Origin of the sequence: Methylobacterium oryzihabitans (assembly GCF_004004555.2) — a bacterium.
GTDB classification, from domain to species: domain Bacteria; phylum Pseudomonadota; class Alphaproteobacteria; order Rhizobiales; family Beijerinckiaceae; genus Methylobacterium; species Methylobacterium oryzihabitans.
The window spans coordinates 43,389-60,758 of sequence record NZ_SACP01000002.1 but is presented as its reverse complement, the minus strand read 5'-3'; the positions used below and the strand labels follow the sequence as shown (position 1 = coordinate 60,758).

Below are 17,370 nucleotides of genomic sequence, written 5' to 3'. Positions count from 1 at the left end.
GGCTGGTGATACGCTTTTCGGAACGAGTCGTCCGAAAAGCGTATCAATTCTGCCAGATCCCGGCCCCCCGCGACTTGGCGTTGGCCTCGGCGGCCGCGAGGTCCGGCGGGGCGTTCGCCGCCGCGCGGGCGGCGCCGTTGAACAGCACCACCTCCGACAGGTCCTGCACCCCCGCCCGGCAGCGGTAGGTCTCGGGTTCGCCGGCCGGGGTGCACTCGACCTCGCGCTTGCGCAGGTACTGGCGGAACTCGCGGGCCGGGCGGCCACCCTGGCCCTCGACGCCAGCGAGGCGCACGCTTTGCCCGTCGAGGCGCAGCCGGCCGGTATCGACCACCTTCGGCACCCCGCGCAGCGCCCGCGGCGTCGTGCTCGCGGTCTTGATCTCGGGGTTCTGCCACGGCGCCCGCACCTCGGCCGAGGCCGGCATCGGGCGCATCCGGCCGGCCGGCGCCTGGGCTTGGGCCGGGGCCTTGGCCGCCTGGGGCTGGCTCGCCTGGACCTGGGCGGCGAAGTCGCGCCACAGGGCGTCGGGGGCGTCGTCGGCGCCGGCCTCCGGCGTGCGGTCGTCCTCGGCCGAGAACCAGGTCCCGACCAGCATTCCGTCGAGGCTGCCGAGGGTGAAGCCGTCGCGGGCGCCCGCCGTCGCCGGCTGCCGGGCGAGCGCCGGCAGGAGGGCGAGCATCGCCGCCCGCTGCTCGCCCTCGGGCAGGGGGGCCGCCCGGATGCGGTCGTAGACCGGACGGCCGTCGCGCTCGATCCGCCGCAGGCTCGCCTCGCCGGCCGCGAGGGCGGCGGGACCGGCGAGCGGCGCGCCCCCGGCCGCCGCCAGCACGGCGCCGTCCGGGGCGAGCGCCAGCAGGGCGGCCGCCCGGCGCGCGCCGGTTTCGAGGCGGCGCGCCACCGCGCCTTCCGCCGCCGCCTGGAGCCCGCGATCGAGGGAGGTCCGCACCACGAGGTCGCGGGCGCCGCCGGCCCGCTCCCGGGCCGCGGCCGCGACGAGATCGGGCAGGCCGCTGCGGGTCGCCGCCGAGGCGTCCGCCACCGCGAGGCCCGGCAGCGCGCGGAGCGCCTCGTCGGCCTGGGCGCGGGAGACCGTGCCGGTCATCACCAGGGTGTCGAGGACGCGGCGGGCCCGCGCCTGCATCTCGGCCCCGTCGCGGTCCGGGCGCAGGGTCGCGGGCGCCACGCTCAGGCCGGCGAGGGCGGCGGATTCGGCGAGCGACAGGGCGCCGGCCTCCTTGCCGAACACCCCGCGGGCGGCGGCGTCGATGCCGGTCAGGTCGGGCCCGAACCGGGCGGCGTTGAGCGCCCGGGTCAGGATCGCGTCGCGGCTCTCGCGGGCCTCCAGCCACAGCACCAGCATCGCCTCCTGGAGCGACGGCACGAGGCCGCGGGCGCCGCCGAGGATGTCGTCGCGCACCAGCGCCTGGGTCAGCCGGACGCTGCCCGCGCGCGGCGCCGGGTCGAGTTCGTCGCGGAAGGCGCCGCGGATCACGGAGACGATCCCGTAGCCGTCGAGGCGGGTCGGCTCGAAGGCGTGCGGGTCCTGGGCCGCCACCATGGCTTGCCTCATCGCCGGAGCGATCGCGTCGGCCGCGAGCGGCCGGCCGGCCCCGGTCCGGCGCGTCGCCACGGTCTCCCCATCCTGCGCCTGCACGGTCAGCGCGGTCTCGGCGGTCTTCGGGCCGGACAGCGGCGGCAGCGTCGCGGCGGCCCATCCGAGGAGGGCAAGGACCGGCAGCGCGACCACGAGGGCGAGGGCGGCGGCGACCCGCCCCCAGCGCACCCGGGCGAGCAGGGCCGCGGTCCGGTCCGAGCCGACAGCGATCCCGCCGGCGACGCGCTTCAGGCCGGGATGGCGGCCGGCGGCCCGCAGCGGCGGCACGAGATGCCCGGCGACGCCGGCGCTCAGCCGCGTGCGGGCCTCGCCGCCGACCCTCGCCGCGCCCTGCCGCAGCCGGGTGCCCCAGCCCGGCCCGGGGGACGGGGCCGGCTCGGGGCGCACGGGATCGGCCGGGCGGCTCAGGTCGAGCCAGTCGCGTCCGGTCGGGGTCGGTGGGGTCTCGGCCGTCATGCTGCGCGCGTCACCTCCGGGGACGGCCCGCGCAGGCGCGCGCCGCCTCTCGCCTTACGGCTACGGTGACGAGCAACGTCGCGGCCCGTGGAACGGTTCCGCTCGGTCCGCGCAGGTCGTCCCGAGCGGCCGGTTCTCAAGACGAGGCACAGTCCAGGGCTCCGAGGTTGTCCATAAGCTTCGCCGTTTCGGCAATGCAATACGTAGTCGTCGAAAAAAACCGGAACACAACGTCGGCAGTCGGCGTTTGGGCCGATCATCGGACATAGGGAGGGAGCCCTCATGAACAGGTTGACGATTGGTCTCGCGGCGCTGCTCATCAGCACATCCGCGTTCGCCCAGAGTGCGGGCGGGGCCGGTTCCCCGGGCGGCAGCGCGCCGGGCGCGGCCAGCGGAGCCTCGTCGCGCGGGGCCGAGGGCGGCCGTGCCGGCGAGGGCGGGCGCGGCGGAATGGAGCGCGGCACCGCCGGCAACCGGGCCGAGACCGGCGCGGCCGGAGGGCAGGGCGAGCGCACCCGGATGAACGCCGAGCGCGGCCCCGGTCAGGCCGAGGGCGGCAAGGCCGACGGGATGCGCGACGGCAAGGGCATGGCCGCCCGCGACGGCAACGGCGGCGATGAGCGCGGTGAGTCGCGCGGGCGCCGCGACGCCGCCATGGGCGAGCGCCGCGGGGAGACCCGGGGCGAGACGCGCGAGGGCCGCCGCAGCGAGATCCGGGGCGGCGAGCGCACCCGCGACGAGCGCATCACCCGTACCAGCGTCCGTGACAGCGTGCGCCACGACGACGTGTCGGTGGTGGGCGGCCGCCGCTATGTCACGGTCGCCGGCCAGCGCGTGATCTACGGCTCGCCGGAGTATCGCCGCCTGATCGTGGTCGAGCGGCGCGAGAACCGCGGCGTCCGGGCCGGCCGGGCGCAGTTCGTGGTGATCCAGGGCCGCCGGGTCCGGGTCGGCTCGCCCGAGTACCGCCGCCTCGTCATCCGCGAGCGCAGCGGGCCCGAGCGGTACGTCGTCGTGCGCGGCCAGCGCGTCGTCTACGGCTCGCCCGAGTACCGTCGCCTCACCGTCAGCGAGCGCACCACCACCACCGGCAGCGTGAACGTCCGCGGCGGCACCCGCACCGACATCCGCCGCGACGAGAGCGTGTCGTCCCGCACCACCCGCGACTCGGTCCGCACCGGCGAGCGCCGTGAGGAGGGCCGCGGCGCCGAGCGCAACCGCAACGAGATGTCTGGCCGCACCGGCGAGCGCGGCATGGAGGCCGAGCGCGGCCGTCAGGCCGGCGGCAACCGCGAGGACCGCGCCGGGCAGAACCCGGCTCAGGCCAAGGAGAATCAGGCCAAGGGCACGGCCGTCGGCGCGCCGGACACCACCGGCAGCACCCGCGGCGGCCAGGGCGGCATGGACCGTGGCATGAACCGCGGCGGCGCGGGCCAGGGCGGCATGGGCGGCGCCGAGACCGGCGCGGGCAAGTCCGAGATGGGCAAGTCCGACACCGGCCGCGGCTCCGCCAAGGGCATGTGACGCACGTCTCCTTCGAGGTCCGTCATCCGGGGGGGGCCGCCGGCAGTGCCGGCGGCCCCTTCTCGTCTCGGGATCCCTGCGCAAACTTCCCGTGGCGCGGCACCGGCCCCATGCCGTAGGCTCGCGGCGCGACCGGGGGCGCGAGACCCCGCCGGCGCGAGGACTGGGGGAGGCGCGAGGATGAAGCTGCGCGGACTGGCCGCCCTGCCCGAATTCGCCAGCGACGCCGAGATCGCCGCGGCCCTGGTCGGCAAGGCGCGGGCGGCGGAGGCCGAGGCGCTGTTTCCGACCCTCGAAGCCGCCGGCTTCCCGCATGTCGATCCGCGCTTCAAGGCCCGCTACGTCCCGGCGGTGCGGCGGTTCTTCGAGGCGGAGTGCGGCCTGTCGCCGCCCGCCGGTGCCGAGGCCGACCATCGCCCGCGTGGCTGGCGCCGTCCGTGAGCCGGGCTCCCGCCCGGGCCCGAACCGCCCTATGGAGTCCGCAGCCTCTCAGCAGACTGGCGTTGGCAGGCCAACGCCAGTCTGCTGTGATTTCTTGTTGTGTCGCAGATTTTCGTCGCAAAACCGGCAGCCACTTTTGCGAAATCTGCGTAGCCCGGACCCCGCGATGACCCACGACCGCTACCCCGACGACCTCCTCCGGACCCTGCTGCGGCAGGTGCGCCGCATCGCCCTGGTCGGCGCCTCGGCCAACCCGGCGCGCCCGAGTTGGATCGTCACCAAGTACCTGCTGGAGCGCGGCTACGAGGTGACCCCGGTCAATCCCGGCCTCGCCGGCCAGCAGCTCCTCGGCCGCACCGTGGTCGGGCGCCTCAGCGAGCTGCCCCACCCGGTCGACATGGTGGAGATCTTCCGCAATTCCGAGGCGGCGGGTCCGCTCGTCGACGAGGCGCTCGCCCTCGACCCGCTGCCGGCGGTGATCTGGATGCAGCTCGGCGTGCGCAACGACGCCGCGGCGGCCCGGGCCGAGGCCCGCGGCCTGACGGTCATCATGGATCGCTGCCCCAAGATCGAGTACGGCCGGCTCTCGGGCGAGATCGGCTGGACCGGCGTGAACTCCCGCATCCTCAGCGCCAAGCGGCCGAAGCTCGCCGCCAAGGGGTTCCAGAAGCTCACGATCGCCGAGCGGTAGCCCCGGTCAGGCGGGAACCCGCGCGCCGGGATCGAGCCGGGCCACGGCGTCGGGCAGCGCGTCGAAATGCGCGACGACCACGTCCGGATCGAGATCCTCGACCGGCACGTCGGTGTAGCCGAACGGCACCGCGACCACCGGGATGCCGGCGGCCTTGGCGGTGGCGACGTCGGTGCGGGAATCGCCGACCATCACCGCCCGGGCCGGGTCGCCGCCGGCGCGGGCGATGGTTTCGGTGAGGTGGCGCGGATCCGGCTTGAAGTACGGGAAGGTGTCGCGGCCGCAGATCGCCCGGAAGCGGTGGCCGACGCCGAGCAGGCGCAGCAGCTCGACCGAGTGCTGCTCGGGCTTGTTGGTGCACACCGCGAGCGCGTAGCCCGCCGCCTCCAGCCGGTCGAGGGCGGCCGTGACGCCGGGATAGAGGTGCGAGACCTCGCACAGGTTCTGCCCGTAATGGGCGAGGAAGACCCGGAACAGTTCTTCCAGCCGGTCGGGGGCCAGTTCCCGCCCCGAGACCGCGAAGCCGCGCTCGATCAGCGCCCGCGCTCCGGCTCCGATCAGCTCGCGGGCCTTCTCCAGCGGCACCGGCGCCACGCCCTCGCGGGCGAGCACGACGTTGAGGGTCGCGATCAGGTCGCCGGCGGTCTCGGCGAGCGTGCCGTCGAGGTCGAACACCACGATGGGGGCGGAAGCGGGCATGGGGTCTCGCGGGAATGAGGGGATGCCGGAGCCTCTAGCCGGAGTCCCGGCCGCGTGCCAGCGAGCGGCTACACCCCGAACGCAATCCCCTCGCGGTCGTAATCCTCACGCACGCATTGCAGGATCAGGGCGATCTCCGGCGAGGGGTCGTCGCGGCGGTAGCTCATGATGACCGGGATCAGCGCCCTGTCCTCGTCGAGCGGCCGGTAGGCGACGCCGTCGCGGCGCAGGCGCTCGACGGAGGCCGGCACGACGCAGATCCCGGCCTCGGCGGCGACGAGGCCGAGCGCCGTCTGCAACTCGCGCACCTCGTGGATCACAGGCGGGCGCACGCCGTGGTCGCGAAACAGCGCGAGGATGCGGTCGGCGTTGTTGGGCCGCGCGCTCTTCGGGTAGACGATCAGCGCGCGGCCGGCGAGGTCGCGCAGCGTGAGCGGGCGGGGCGAGAAACCCGCCTCCCACGCCGTCGGCACCGCGACGATCATCCGCTCGTTGCGCAGGAGCACGCGGGCGATGGCCGGATCCTCGATCTCGATGCGGCCGAAGCCGACATCGATGCGGCCCTCCTTCAGCGCCGCGATCTGCTCCAGGGTCAGCAGTTCCAGGAGCGTGAGATCGACGTCGGGGCGCTTGAGGCGGTAGCCGCGCAGGATCTCGGGCAGGCGCCCGTACAGGGTCGAGGCGACGAAGCCGACCCGGAAGCGGTTGCGCTCGGCGAGCCGCAGCCGCCGGCCGGTCTCGCGCAGGTCGTCGAACCGCTCCAGGATCTGCAACGCCTGCTCGAAGATCAGACGGCCCGGCTCGGTCAGCCGCAGCGGCCGCGAGCCGCGCTCGATCAGCGCGAGGCCGAGTTCCTCCTCGAAGTGCTGGATCTGCTTGCTGAGCGCCGGCTGGGCGACGTGCATCGTCTCGGCCGCGCGGGTGAAGCTCTGCTCCCGGGCGACGGCCACGAAGTAGCGCAGGTGCCGAAGCTCCAATCATTCCTCCCAGGAATGGTTTCGTTCCCAAACGGTCTTGGACGCCGCTATGCCCGCTCCTTAGAACTGAAAAAAGAGGAAACGCCCAGGAGCAGGCGGGGACCGGGGGACATCGACAGTCCGCACCGGGCACCGCGCCCCTCCTGCGCAAGGTGAGAGGACGATCCGGACCGGCTACGCGGGGCGTGGACCGGCAACGATCCCCCTCGCCCGAAGCAGCGCCCACGAGGCCAGGAGGAGAGCATGCTGGACACCGTTCATCAGGTCGTCGAGAGTGCCGTCGAGGAGAACCCGGAGGCCGGGATCTATCGCTGCCGGCGGGACATCTTCACCGATCCCGACGTGTTCGAGCTGGAGATGCGCCACATCTTCGAGGGCAACTGGATCTACATGGCGCATGAGAGCCAGATCCCGAACCCGAACGACTACTTCACGACCTTCATGGGCCGCCAGCCGGTGGTCATCACCCGCAGCCGCAAGGGCGAGCTGCAGGCCTTCGTGAATGCGTGCAGCCATCGCGGCGCGATGGTGTGCCGGCACAAGCGCGGCAACAAGGCCACCTTCACCTGCCCGTTCCACGGCTGGACCTTCAGCAACGGCGGCAAGCTGCTCAAGGTCAAGGACCCGGACGACGCCGGCTATCCCGACAGCTTCAACCGCGACGGCTCGCACGACCTGACCAAGGTGGCGCGGTTCGAGAGCTACCGCGGCTTCCTGTTCGGCAGCCTCAACCCCGACGTGAAGCCGCTGACCGAGCATCTCGGCGAGGCGACGAAGATCATCGACATGATCGTCGACCAGTCGCCGGACGGGCTGGAGGTGTTGCGCGGCTCCTCGACCTACGTGTTCGACGGCAACTGGAAGCTCCAGACCGAGAACGGGGCGGACGGCTACCACGTCAGCGCGACGCACTGGAACTACGCCGCCACCACCAGCCGCCGCAAGGAGGTGCAGGCCGTCGACAAGACCCGGGCGATGGATGCCGGCGGCTGGGCCAAGCAGGGCGGCGGGTTCTACTCGTTCGAGCACGGCCACCTGCTGCTGTGGACCACCTGGGCCAACCCCGAGGACCGGCCGAACTGGGACCGCCGCGCGGAACTGGCGGATTCCTACGGCTCGGCGATGGCGGACTGGATGATCAGCCGCTCGCGCAACCTGTGCCTGTATCCGAACGTCTACCTGATGGACCAGTTCTCGTCGCAGATCCGCACCTACCGGCCGATCGCAGTCGATAAGACCGAGGTGACGATCACGTGCATCGCCCCCAAGGGAGAGGCGTCGGCGGCGCGGACGCAGCGCATCCGCCAGTACGAGGACTTCTTCAACGCCAGCGGCATGGCGACCCCGGACGACCTCGAGGAGTTCCGCGCCTGCCAGATCGGCTACAGCGGCCGGGCGGCGCGCTGGAACGACCTGTGCCGCGGCGCCACCCACTGGATCGAGGGTGCCGACGAGGGCGCCAAGGCGATCGGCCTCAAGCCGCTGCTCAGCGGCGCGCGGACCGAGGACGAGGGCCTGTTCGCGATCCAGCACCGCTACTGGATGGACACGATGCGCCGGCACCTGCCGTAGCGCACCGCCCGAACCCTCCCACCTCCGCGGGGGAGGGTGGCCTGCGGAGCAGGCCGGGAGAGGGGAGCGCGACGCTCATCCAGGTGGCGCCCTGCATGAAGCGCGCGACCTTTTCCGGAAGCGTCGTCCCCTCTCCCGGCCCCTGCTGACGCAGGGGGCACCCTTCCCCGCAGAAGGGGGAAGGGCCGGGAGCCCGACTCGATCACCGAATCGAAACACCAGCGGCGCCGGCCCCTTCCGGGGCGCCGAACGCGCCCGCACGCCCAAGGAGCCCCCCGATGCCCCTCACCCTGGAGCAGGTGCAGCAGTTCCTCTACCGCGAGGCCCGCTTCCTCGACGACCGCGACTTCGATGCGTGGCTGGCGCTCTACGCCCCCGACGTCGAGTTCTGGATGCCGTCCTGGGACGACGACGACCAGCTCGTCACCGACCCGCAGCGCGACGTCTCGCTGATCTACTACGACAACCGCGGCGGCCTGGAGGACCGGGTGTTCCGCATCCGCACCGAACGGTCGAGCGCCACCAGCCTGCCGGAGCCGCGCACCTCGCACAACATCTCGAACGTCGAGATCCTGGAGCAGGACGAGACCAGTTGCAGGCTCCGCTTCAACTGGCTCACCTTCAATTACCGCTACAAGACGGTCGATACGCATTTCGGCACGTCGTTCTACACGCTCGATACCGGCGGTGAGACCCCGCTCATCAAGAAAAAGAAGGTCGTTCTGAAGAACGACTACATCCACCATGTCATCGACGTCTACCACATCTAGGGAGGGTGCCATGTCCACCATCGCACTCAACTTCGAGGACGGAGTCACCCGCTTCGTCGCCTGCCGGCCCGGCGAGACGGTGGCGGACGCCTCCTACCGTCTCGGCATCAACATCCCGCTCGATTGCCGGGACGGCGCCTGCGGCACCTGCCGGGTGCTGTGCGAATCCGGCCGGTTCGATCCGGGCAGCTACATCGAGGACGCGCTGACCGACGAGGAGGCGGCGCAAGGCTACGGCCTCGCCTGCCAGATGCGGCCGAGGACCGACCTCGTGCTCGCCGTCGCCGCCTCGTCGGAGGTCTGCAAGACCAGGGCGGCGGCGCTCAAGGGCACGGTGGCGGCGGTGCGGCGCCTGTCCGACACCACCTTCGGCCTCACGGTCGAGACCGGGGAGCCGGTCGGGTTCCTGCCCGGGCAGTACGTCAACATCGCGGTCCCGGGCAGCGGGCAGGCGCGCTCGTACTCGTTCAGCTCGACCCCCGGCAGCGCGCGGGCGGAGTTCCTGATCCGCAACATCCCGGGCGGGCTGATGAGCACCTACCTGGCCGAGCAGGCCCGGGCGGGCGCCGGCCTCGACCTGACCGGCCCCTCGGGCAGCTTCTACCTGCGCGAGATCCGCCGGCCGGTGCTGATGCTCGCCGGCGGCACCGGGCTGGCGCCCTTCCTGTCGATGCTCGGCACGATCGCCGAGACGGAGGCCGAGCAGCCGATCCACCTCGTCTACGGCGTGACGCACGACGCCGACCTCGTCGAGACCGAGGCGTTGGAGGCGGCGGCGGACAAAATCCCGGGCTTCAGCTTCGAGACCTGCGTCGCCTCGCCCGAGAGCCGGCACGCGAACAAGGGATACGTCACCGAGCATCTCGCCGACGCGCATCTGCATGGCGGCGACGTCGACGCCTACCTGTGCGGCCCGCCCGCGATGGTCGACGCGGTCCGCAGGACCTTCGCGGAGCGCGGGCTGACGCCGGCGAGCTTCCACTACGAGAAGTTCTCGGCGAGCGGCGTCGGGGGAACGGCATGAGCGGCTTCGTCTCGCCCGGCCGCTTCTCGGGCAAGGTTGCGGTGGTGACGGGCGCCGCGCAGGGCATCGGCCGCGAGGTGGCTTTGCGCCTCGCCCGCGAGGGGGCGGCTTTGCTGCTCACCGACCGCTCGGAGATCGTCCAGGAGACGGCGGCGGCGGCCCGCGACCTCGGCGCCAAGGCGGCGGTGCACCTCGCGGACGTGGAGCGGTACGACGGCGGCGACGCCGTGATGGCGGCGGCGGTGGCGGCCTTCGGGCGGCTCGACGTGCTGGTCAACAATGTCGGCGGCTCGATCTGGTTCAAGCCGTTCGCGCACTACGCCCCGCACGAGGTCGAGGCCGAGATCCGCCGCTCGCTGTTCCCGACCCTGTGGTGCTGCCGGGCGGCGCTGCCGCACCTGCTCGCCGCCGGCGGCGGCAGCATCGTCAACGTCTCGTCGGTGGCGACGCGCGGGATCAACCGCGTGCCCTACGCGGCGGCCAAGGGCGGGGTGAACGCGCTCACCGTCTGCCTCGCCTGGGAATATGCCGGGCACGGCATCCGGGTGAACGCGGTGGCGCCCGGCGGCACCGAGGCGCCGCCCCGGCGCATCGCCCGCAACCCGACCCCGCCGGGCGACCAGGAGCGGGCCTGGATCGCCGAGGTGGTGGCCCAGACCAGGGCGTCGAGCCCGATGGGCCGCTACGGCACCGCCGCCGAGCAGGCCGCCGCGATCCTGTTCCTCGCCTCCGACGAGGCCTCCTACGTCACCGGGGTCACGCTGCCGGTCGCCGGCGGCGACCTCGGCTGACCCACCCCCCGAGCAGAAGAGAGGAAACGCCATGTCCCCGATCACCGGCTCCACGATCACCGATTCCCCCGAGGCTCAAGGACTGTTCGACAAGGTGGCGGGCCTCGGCACCGGGACCGGCAACCCGCGCGTCAAGCAGATCGTGCGCCGCGTCGTCGAGGATGCCTGCCGGATCGTCGAGGATCTCGACGTGACGCCGAGCGAGTTCTGGACGGCGATGAGCTACCTGACCGAGACCGGCCAGAAGAACGAGTTCGGGCTGCTGATGCCGGGCCTCGGCATCGAGCACTTCATCGACCTGTGCATCGACGCCAAGGAGCGGGCGGCCGGGATCGAGGGCGGCACGCCGCGCACCATCGAGGGTCCGCTCTACGTCGCCGGTGCGCCGCTGGCGACGGGCGAGGCGCGGCTCGACGACGACCCGGAGGACGGCGAGGTGCTGATCGTCGAGGGTCAGGTGACGGGCGCCGGCGGCGCCCCGCTCGCCGGGGCCATCGTGGACGTCTGGCACGCCAACACGCTCGGCAACTACTCGGTCTTCGATCGGAGCCAGAGCACCTGGAACCTGCGCCGGCGCATCGAGACCGACGCGCAGGGCCGCTACCGCTTCCGCAGCATCCTGCCCAAGGGCTACGGCTGCCCGCCCGAGGGCCAGACCCAGGCGCTGCTGGACCAGCTCGGCCGCCACGGCCAGCGCCCGGCCCACATCCATTTCTTCGTCTCGGGCCCCGGCCACCGGCAGCTCACGACGCAGATCAACCTCTCGGACGACCCCTACCTGCACGACGACTTCGCCTTCGCGACCCGCGACGGGCTGATCGCCGAGGTGGTGCGGGTCGCCGATCCGGCGGCGGTGAAGGCGGCGGGGCTCGAGGCGCCGTTCTCGACGATCCGGTTCGACTTCGCCCTCAACCGCGAGGCGGCGCACGCGCCGGATCCGGTGGTGGTGCGGCCCCACGCCGAAGCGGCGTAGGGAGCGACGCCCGAACCCTCCCTCCTCTGCGGGGGAGGGGGTCAGGGCCGCGCGCTGCACGCCCGAACCGATCTCATCCCGCACCCCGAGACACCCCATGCTCGCGAAGAACCAGCTCCACGACGCCGTGCGTCACGCGCCCGACCGGGACCTCGCGGTGGCGGAGATCCGCACCACGATCGTCGACGTGCCGACCGTGCGCAAGCACAAGCTGTCCCAGACCTCCGTCACCGCGCAGAGCTACGTCATCGTGCGCTTACGCCTCGCCAGCGGCGTCGAGGGCATCGGCGAGGCGGCGACGCTCGGCGGGCCGCGCTGGAGCGAGGAGAGCGTCGAGGGCATCAAGGCCACGATCGACGCCTATCTCGCCCCGGCCCTGATCGGCCAGCCGGCCGACCGCTTCGTGACCGCGGGCGAGCGCCTCGACGCGGCGGCCAAGCGCAACAACGCCGCCAAGGCGGCGCTCGAAACCGCCCTGTTCGACGCGACCGCCAAGAGCCTCGGCCTGCCCGTCGCCGCGCTGCTCGGCGGCGCGGTGCGCACGAGCTTCCCGGTGCTGTGGACGCTGGCCTCCGGCGATCCCGACCAGGAGATCGCCGAGGCGCAGGCCAAGCTCGACGCCCGGCTGCACCGCACCTTCAAGATCAAGATCGGCGCCCAGGCGCCGGAGGCCGACCTCGCCCGGCTCGAACGGCTGTCGCGGGCGCTGGCCGACCGCGCCACCCTGATCGTCGACGCCAACCAGGCCTGGGACGAGACCACCGCCCGGCGCTGCCTGCCGCGGCTGGCCGATCTCGGCATCGCCCTCGTCGAGCAGCCGCTGCCGGCCTGGAACGTCGCCGGGATGGGCCGGCTGCGGGCGCGGGACGGGGTGCCGCCGCTGCTCGCCGACGAGTGCGTGTTCACGCCCCACGACATGATGGGCGTCGCGCAGGCGGCCGCCGCCGACGCGGTCTCGCTCAAGCTCGTCAAGCACGGCGGGCTCGTCGGCTTGCGCAACGTCGCGGCGGTGGCGGAATCCGCCGGCATCGGGCTCTACGGCGGCTGCCTGCTGGAGAGTTCGGTCGGCGCCGCGGCCCATCTGCACGCCTTCGCGGGGCTGCGTGAGCTGGCCTGGGGCTGCGAGCATTTCGGCCCGCAGATCCTCACCGACGACCTCGTGACCACGCCGCTGCGCTTCCATGACTTCGCGGTCCACCTGCCCGAGGGACCCGGCCTCGGCGTCACCCTCGATCCCGACAAGCTGCGCCATTACGCCCGGAGCTGATTCCATGCTGTACTGCGTCGAGATGGACGTCGCGATCCCGCACGGCCTTGATCCCGATCACGTCGCCCGGCTGAAGGCCGACGAGAAGGCCCGCGCCCAGGATCTCCAGCGCCAGGGCAAGTGGCTCCACCTGTGGCGAGTGGCCGGACGCTACGCCAACGTCAGCATCTTCGAGGTCGAGAGCCACGACGAGCTGCACGACCTCCTGTCCGGACTGCCGCTCTTCCCGTTCATGACCATGCGGGTGCGCCCGCTGGCGCGCCACCCCTCGGCCATTGGCTGAGGCAGGCCGGCGCCGGCGAACCGGCTCCGGCGCACGACCGGAACATCCCAAGAAAGCACCTCAGGAGGACAACGCCCATGCCCCAGCCCCGCAGCATCGACGTCCAGGACGTCATCGACCGCCACGGAGTCTCCGGCTTCCAGATCCGGATCGTGCTCCTGTGCTTCCTCGTCGTCGCGATCGACGGGTTCGACACCGCCGCGATCGGCTACATCGCCCCGGCGCTCCGGTCGCAATGGGGCGTGACCCAGGCGCAGCTCGCGCCGCTGTTCGGGGCCGGGCTGTTCGGCCTGATGATCGGCGCCTTCCTGTTCGGCCCGCTCGCCGACCGGGTCGGCCGCAAGGCGATGCTGGTCGTCACCACGGCGTTCTTCGGGCTCGCCAGCCTCGCCTCGGCGTGGTCGACCTCGATCGAGATGCTGACGGTGCTGCGCTTCGTCACCGGGCTCGGCCTCGGCGGCGCGATGCCGAACGCGATCACGCTGACCTCGGAATACTGCCCGGATCACCGCCGCTCGTTCCTCACCATGGCGATGTTCTGCGGCTTCACCGTCGGCTCGGCGCTCGGCGGCTTCGCGGCGGCCCATCTCATCGCCGATCACGGCTGGACCTCGGTGCTGGTGCTCGGCGGCGTGCTGCCGCTCGCCGCGATCCCGCTGCTCGTCCTCGGCCTGCCCGAATCGGTGCGCTTCCTCGTCCTCAAGCAGGCGCCGGCCGAGCGGATCGCGACGCTCCTGCGCCGCATCGCCCCGGCGGAGGATTTCTCCGGCGCGGTCTTCACCGGCATCGCCAAGACCGACCTCGGATCGCCGAAGGGCTCGCCGATCGGTCAGCTGTTCCAGCCCGGCCTCGTCGCCGGCACGCTGTGCCTGTGGCTGACCTTCTTCATGAGCCTGCTGATCTTCTACCTGCTGTCGAGCTGGTTGCCGACCATCATCAGCAGCGCCGGCCTGACCCTCAAGCAGGCGTCGCTGGTGACCGTCATGCTCGCCACCGGCGGCACGGTCGGCGGCCTCGTGCTCGGGGCGATCATGGACCGGACCAACCCGCACGTGGTGCTGGGCCTGTCCTACCTCGCGGCGGCCGGCTTCGTGGCGCTGATCGGCAGTTCGACCGGCTCGGTCGCCCTGCTGGTGACGGCGGTGTTCGGCGCCGGGTTCTGCGTCGCCGGCTCGCAGATCGGCATCAACGCGCTCGCGGCGAGCACCTACCCGACCGCCAGCCGGGCAACCGGCGTCGCCTGGGCCAACGCGGTCGGCCGGGTCGGCTCGGTGGTCGGCTCGATGATCGGCGCCTCGCTGATCGGGCTCGGGGTCGGCCTGCCGGCGACCTTCGCCATCGTGGCGGTGCCGGCGCTGATCGCCGCGGCGAGCATCACGCTCAAGGGCCGGCTCGGCACGCCGCCGGTGCGCCTCGCGCCGGCGCTGCAGGGCTCCTGAGGCGCGGCGGCGCCTCCACGGGGCGGCGGATCCGGGCGCGGCACGGCGGAGCGGCCGGGCCGCGCCGTTCGCCGCGTTGCCCCGCCGCCCCGGCTCCGCTAGACACCGCGGCTGTCGAATCCGGTTGCGGCTCCGCGGGGTGGGGGGAGTGCGACGCCGGCCGGCCTCGGACCCGTCGTCGGAGAGCACGCCTTGACTCCCACCCCGGCCCTGCCGCTCCAGGCCCCGTCCATGCCGGCCGTCTCGCGCTTCACCCGCCTGTTCGGCCGCGCCGCCCGCGCCGAGGCCCCGGCGCCGCCCGCCACCGCCTTCGGCGGCCCCGGCATCCTGGCGGTCCACGGGCTCAAGAAGAGCTACGGCGCCCGCACCGTCGTGCACGATGCCGGCCTCGTGGTGCAGAACGGCGAGGCGGTCGGGCTGCTCGGCCCCAACGGCGCCGGCAAGACCACGATCTTCTACATGATCACCGGGCTGGTCTCGGCCGACCGCGGCACGATCAGCCTCGACGGGCACGAGATCACCCACCTGCCGATGTACCAGCGGGCGCGGCTCGGCATCGGCTACCTGCCGCAGGAAGCCTCGATCTTCCGCGGCCTCAACGTCGAGGACAACATCCGGGCGGTGCTGGAGGTGGTCGAGCCCGACCGCAAGGCGCGCGAGCGCAAGCTCGATTCGCTCTTGGAGGAATTCAACATCACACGGCTGCGCAAGGCGCCCTCGATCGCGCTGTCGGGCGGCGAGCGACGGCGCTGCGAGATCGCCCGGGCGCTCGCCTCCTCGCCGTCCTTCATGCTGCTCGACGAGCCCTTCGCCGGCATCGACCCGATCGCGGTCGGCGACATCCAGGACCTCGTGATGCACCTCAAGGGCCGCGGCATCGGCGTGCTCATCACCGACCACAACGTGCGCGAGACGCTCGGCCTCATCGACCGCGCCTACATCGCCCATTCCGGCCGCATCCTCACCGAGGGCACCCCCGAGCAGATCGTCGCCGACCCGGAGGCGCGGCGGCTGTATCTCGGCGAGGATTTCCGGTTGTAGGGGGCGACCGGCCGTCGCCTCAACTGCGCAGCCCCGGCGCCTCCTGGCCGGTGCGGGCGACGTACTCCGTGTAGCCGCCGCCGTACTGGTGGACGCCGTCGGGCGTCAGTTCGAGCACCCGGTTCGACAGCGCGGCGAGGAAGTGCCGGTCGTGGCTGACGAACAGCATCGTGCCCTCGTAGCCGGCGAGCGCCCGGATCAGCATCTCCTTGGTGCCGAGGTCGAGGTGGTTGGTCGGCTCGTCGAGGACGAGGAAGTTCGGCGGGTCGAACAGCATCTTGGCCATCACCAGCCGGGCCTTCTCGCCGCCCGACAGCACCCGGCAGCGCTTCTCGACGTCGTCGCCGGAGAAGCCGAAGCAGCCGGCGAGCGCCCGCAGCGAGCCCTGGCCGGCCTGCGGGAAGCTGCTCTCGAGGTCCTGGAAGATCGTCAGGTCGCCGTCGAGCAGGTCCATGGCGTGCTGGGCGAAGTAGCCGAGCTTCACGGTGCCGCCGACCGACACCGTGCCGTCGTCGGGCGCGGTGGTGCCGGTGACGAGCTTCAGCAGCGTCGACTTGCCGGCGCCGTTGATGCCCATCACGCACCAGCGCTCGCGGCGCCGCACCGCGAAGTCGAGCCCGTCGTAGATCGTGCGGCTGCCGTAGCGCTTGGCGACCTTCTTGAGGCTGACCACGTCGTCGCCGGAGCGCGGCGCCGGCTGGAACTCGAACATCACCGTCTGGCGGCGCTTGGGCGGCTCGACCCGCTCGATCTTGTCGAGCTTCTTGACCCGGCTCTGCACCTGGGCGGCGTGGGAGGCGCGGGCCTTGAACCGCTCGATGAACTTGATCTCCTTGGCCAGCATCGCCTGCTGGCGCTCGAACTGCGCCTGCTGCTGCGCCTCGTTGAGCGCCCGCTGCTGCTCGTAGAAGGCGTAGTCGCCCGAGAAGGTGGTGAGCGCGCCGCCGTCGATCTCGATCACCTTCGAGACGACGCGGTTCATGAACTCGCGGTCGTGCGAGGTCATCAGCAGGGCGCCCTCGTAGCCCTTCAGGAGGCCTTCGAGCCAGATCAGGCTCTCGATGTCGAGGTGGTTGCTCGGCTCGTCGAGCAGCATCACGTCGGGGTTCATCAGCAGGATGCGGGCGAGCGCCACCCGCATCTTCCAGCCGCCCGACAGCGCGCCGACGTCGCCGTCCATCATCTCCTGGCTGAAGCTGAGCCCGGCCAGCACCTCCTGCGCCCGGCCCTCGAGCGCGTAGCCGCCGAGTTCCTCGAACCGCGCCTGGACCTCGCCGTAGCGCTCGATCAGGGCGTCCATCTCGTCGGCCCGGTCGGGGTCGGCGAGGGCGGTCTCGGCCTCGCGCAGCTCGGCCGCGATGGCGCTCACCGGCCCGGCGCCGTCCATCACCTCGGCGACGACGCTGCGGCCGGCCATCTCGCCGACGTCCTGGCTGAAATACCCGATGGTGATGCCGCGATCGGTCGCGACCTGCCCCTCGTCGGGCTGCTCCTCGCCGATGATGAGCCGGAACAGCGTCGTCTTGCCGGCGCCGTTGGGGCCGACGAGGCCGATCTTCTCGCCCTTCTGCAGCGCCGCCGACGCCTCGATGAAGACGATCTGCTTGCCGTTCTGCTTGCCGATTTTGTCGAGGCGTATCATCGGGTCCGGGGCGTGGTGTCGAGGGAGTTGCCGCGGCCATACCCGTTGGGGGCGCGCGACGGAAGAGCGTGGGGGCCACGGAGGGGCGGGGTGCCGGGTTCAGACGCCGGCGGCCGAGGCACCTCGCGGCGCGCCTTCGCGATCGTGGCTCCTGCTCGACCA

Annotated in this window: 16 protein-coding genes; 12 read left to right on the top strand and 4 right to left on the bottom strand. The window is 72.5% G+C overall.

Going from position 1 to position 17,370, the window contains the following annotated elements; translation table 11 throughout:
- Nucleotides 1-43: 43 nt before the first annotated feature.
- A complete protein-coding gene (locus tag EOE48_RS30165) occupies nt 44-2,074 on the bottom strand; it encodes a transglycosylase domain-containing protein (RefSeq protein ID WP_127727260.1) in 2,031 nt (676 codons plus the stop codon).
- A gap of 282 nt (nt 2,075-2,356) precedes the next feature.
- Here EOE48_RS30165 and EOE48_RS02790 point away from each other — a divergent pair, with 282 nt between their 5' ends.
- From EOE48_RS02790 to EOE48_RS02780, 3 genes are all read left to right on the top strand, one after another.
- On the top strand, nt 2,357-3,598 hold the full coding sequence (locus tag EOE48_RS02790; protein ID WP_127727259.1) for a hypothetical protein: 1,242 nt from the start codon (nt 2,357-2,359) through the stop codon (nt 3,596-3,598).
- 180 nt (nt 3,599-3,778) lie between these two features.
- Entirely contained in the window at nt 3,779-4,039 is a 261-nt protein-coding gene (locus tag EOE48_RS02785; RefSeq protein WP_127727258.1) for a hypothetical protein, read from the top strand.
- Nucleotides 4,040-4,205: 166 nt separating this feature from the next.
- Nucleotides 4,206-4,730 carry a CoA-binding protein gene (locus tag EOE48_RS02780; protein WP_187371301.1) on the top strand — a complete coding sequence of 175 codons (525 nt, stop codon included), beginning with the start codon at nt 4,206-4,208 and terminating at the stop codon, nt 4,728-4,730.
- 6 nt (nt 4,731-4,736) lie between these two features.
- On the opposite strand, the gene gph is transcribed toward EOE48_RS02780, so the two are convergent.
- Together gph and EOE48_RS02770 are read right to left on the bottom strand one after the other, a co-directional pair.
- Nucleotides 4,737-5,429, bottom strand: a complete 693-nt coding sequence (gene gph, locus EOE48_RS02775) for a phosphoglycolate phosphatase (protein WP_127727257.1) — start codon at nt 5,427-5,429, stop codon at nt 4,737-4,739.
- Between the two features lie 68 nt (nt 5,430-5,497).
- Nucleotides 5,498-6,406 carry a LysR family transcriptional regulator gene (locus EOE48_RS02770; RefSeq protein ID WP_127727256.1) on the bottom strand — a complete coding sequence of 303 codons (909 nt, stop codon included), beginning with the start codon at nt 6,404-6,406 and terminating at the stop codon, nt 5,498-5,500.
- A 243-nt stretch (nt 6,407-6,649) separates the two neighbouring features.
- Between EOE48_RS02770 and benA the strand changes: the two genes are divergently transcribed.
- The 9 genes from benA (at nt 6,650) to lptB (ending at nt 15,566) form a co-directional block, all read left to right on the top strand.
- Entirely contained in the window at nt 6,650-7,978 is a 1,329-nt protein-coding gene (benA, locus tag EOE48_RS02765) for a benzoate 1,2-dioxygenase large subunit (RefSeq protein WP_127727255.1), read from the top strand.
- Nucleotides 7,979-8,256: 278 nt separating this feature from the next.
- Complete coding sequence (gene benB, locus EOE48_RS02760) at nt 8,257-8,748, top strand: benzoate 1,2-dioxygenase small subunit (RefSeq protein ID WP_127727254.1); 492 nt, start codon at nt 8,257-8,259, stop codon at nt 8,746-8,748.
- A 10-nt stretch (nt 8,749-8,758) separates the two neighbouring features.
- Nucleotides 8,759-9,772 carry a benzoate 1,2-dioxygenase electron transfer component BenC gene (benC, locus tag EOE48_RS02755; RefSeq protein WP_127727253.1) on the top strand — a complete coding sequence of 338 codons (1,014 nt, stop codon included), beginning with the start codon at nt 8,759-8,761 and terminating at the stop codon, nt 9,770-9,772.
- Entirely contained in the window at nt 9,769-10,563 is a 795-nt protein-coding gene (locus tag EOE48_RS02750) for a 1,6-dihydroxycyclohexa-2,4-diene-1-carboxylate dehydrogenase (RefSeq protein WP_127727252.1), read from the top strand. The genes benC and EOE48_RS02750 overlap by 4 nt, the downstream gene beginning before the upstream one ends.
- Before the next feature lie 31 nt (nt 10,564-10,594).
- Nucleotides 10,595-11,536, top strand: a complete 942-nt coding sequence (gene catA / locus EOE48_RS02745; RefSeq protein ID WP_127727251.1) for a catechol 1,2-dioxygenase — start codon at nt 10,595-10,597, stop codon at nt 11,534-11,536.
- 97 nt (nt 11,537-11,633) lie between these two features.
- Complete coding sequence (locus tag EOE48_RS02740; RefSeq protein ID WP_127727250.1) at nt 11,634-12,803, top strand: muconate/chloromuconate family cycloisomerase; 1,170 nt, start codon at nt 11,634-11,636, stop codon at nt 12,801-12,803.
- A gap of 4 nt (nt 12,804-12,807) precedes the next feature.
- The gene (catC, locus tag EOE48_RS02735; protein WP_127727249.1) at nt 12,808-13,086 is read left to right on the top strand and encodes a muconolactone Delta-isomerase; all 279 of its coding nucleotides are present in this window, start codon (nt 12,808-12,810) and stop codon (nt 13,084-13,086) included.
- Between the two features lie 77 nt (nt 13,087-13,163).
- On the top strand, nt 13,164-14,525 hold the full coding sequence (locus EOE48_RS02730) for an MFS transporter (protein ID WP_127727248.1): 1,362 nt from the start codon (nt 13,164-13,166) through the stop codon (nt 14,523-14,525).
- A gap of 231 nt (nt 14,526-14,756) precedes the next feature.
- Complete coding sequence (lptB, locus tag EOE48_RS02725; protein WP_425463617.1) at nt 14,757-15,566, top strand: LPS export ABC transporter ATP-binding protein; 810 nt, start codon at nt 14,757-14,759, stop codon at nt 15,564-15,566.
- 19 nt (nt 15,567-15,585) lie between these two features.
- Here the strand turns inward: lptB and EOE48_RS02720 are convergent, their stop codons facing one another.
- Complete coding sequence (locus EOE48_RS02720; RefSeq protein WP_127727246.1) at nt 15,586-17,208, bottom strand: ABC-F family ATP-binding cassette domain-containing protein; 1,623 nt, start codon at nt 17,206-17,208, stop codon at nt 15,586-15,588.
- Between the last annotated feature and the right edge of the window lie 162 nt (nt 17,209-17,370).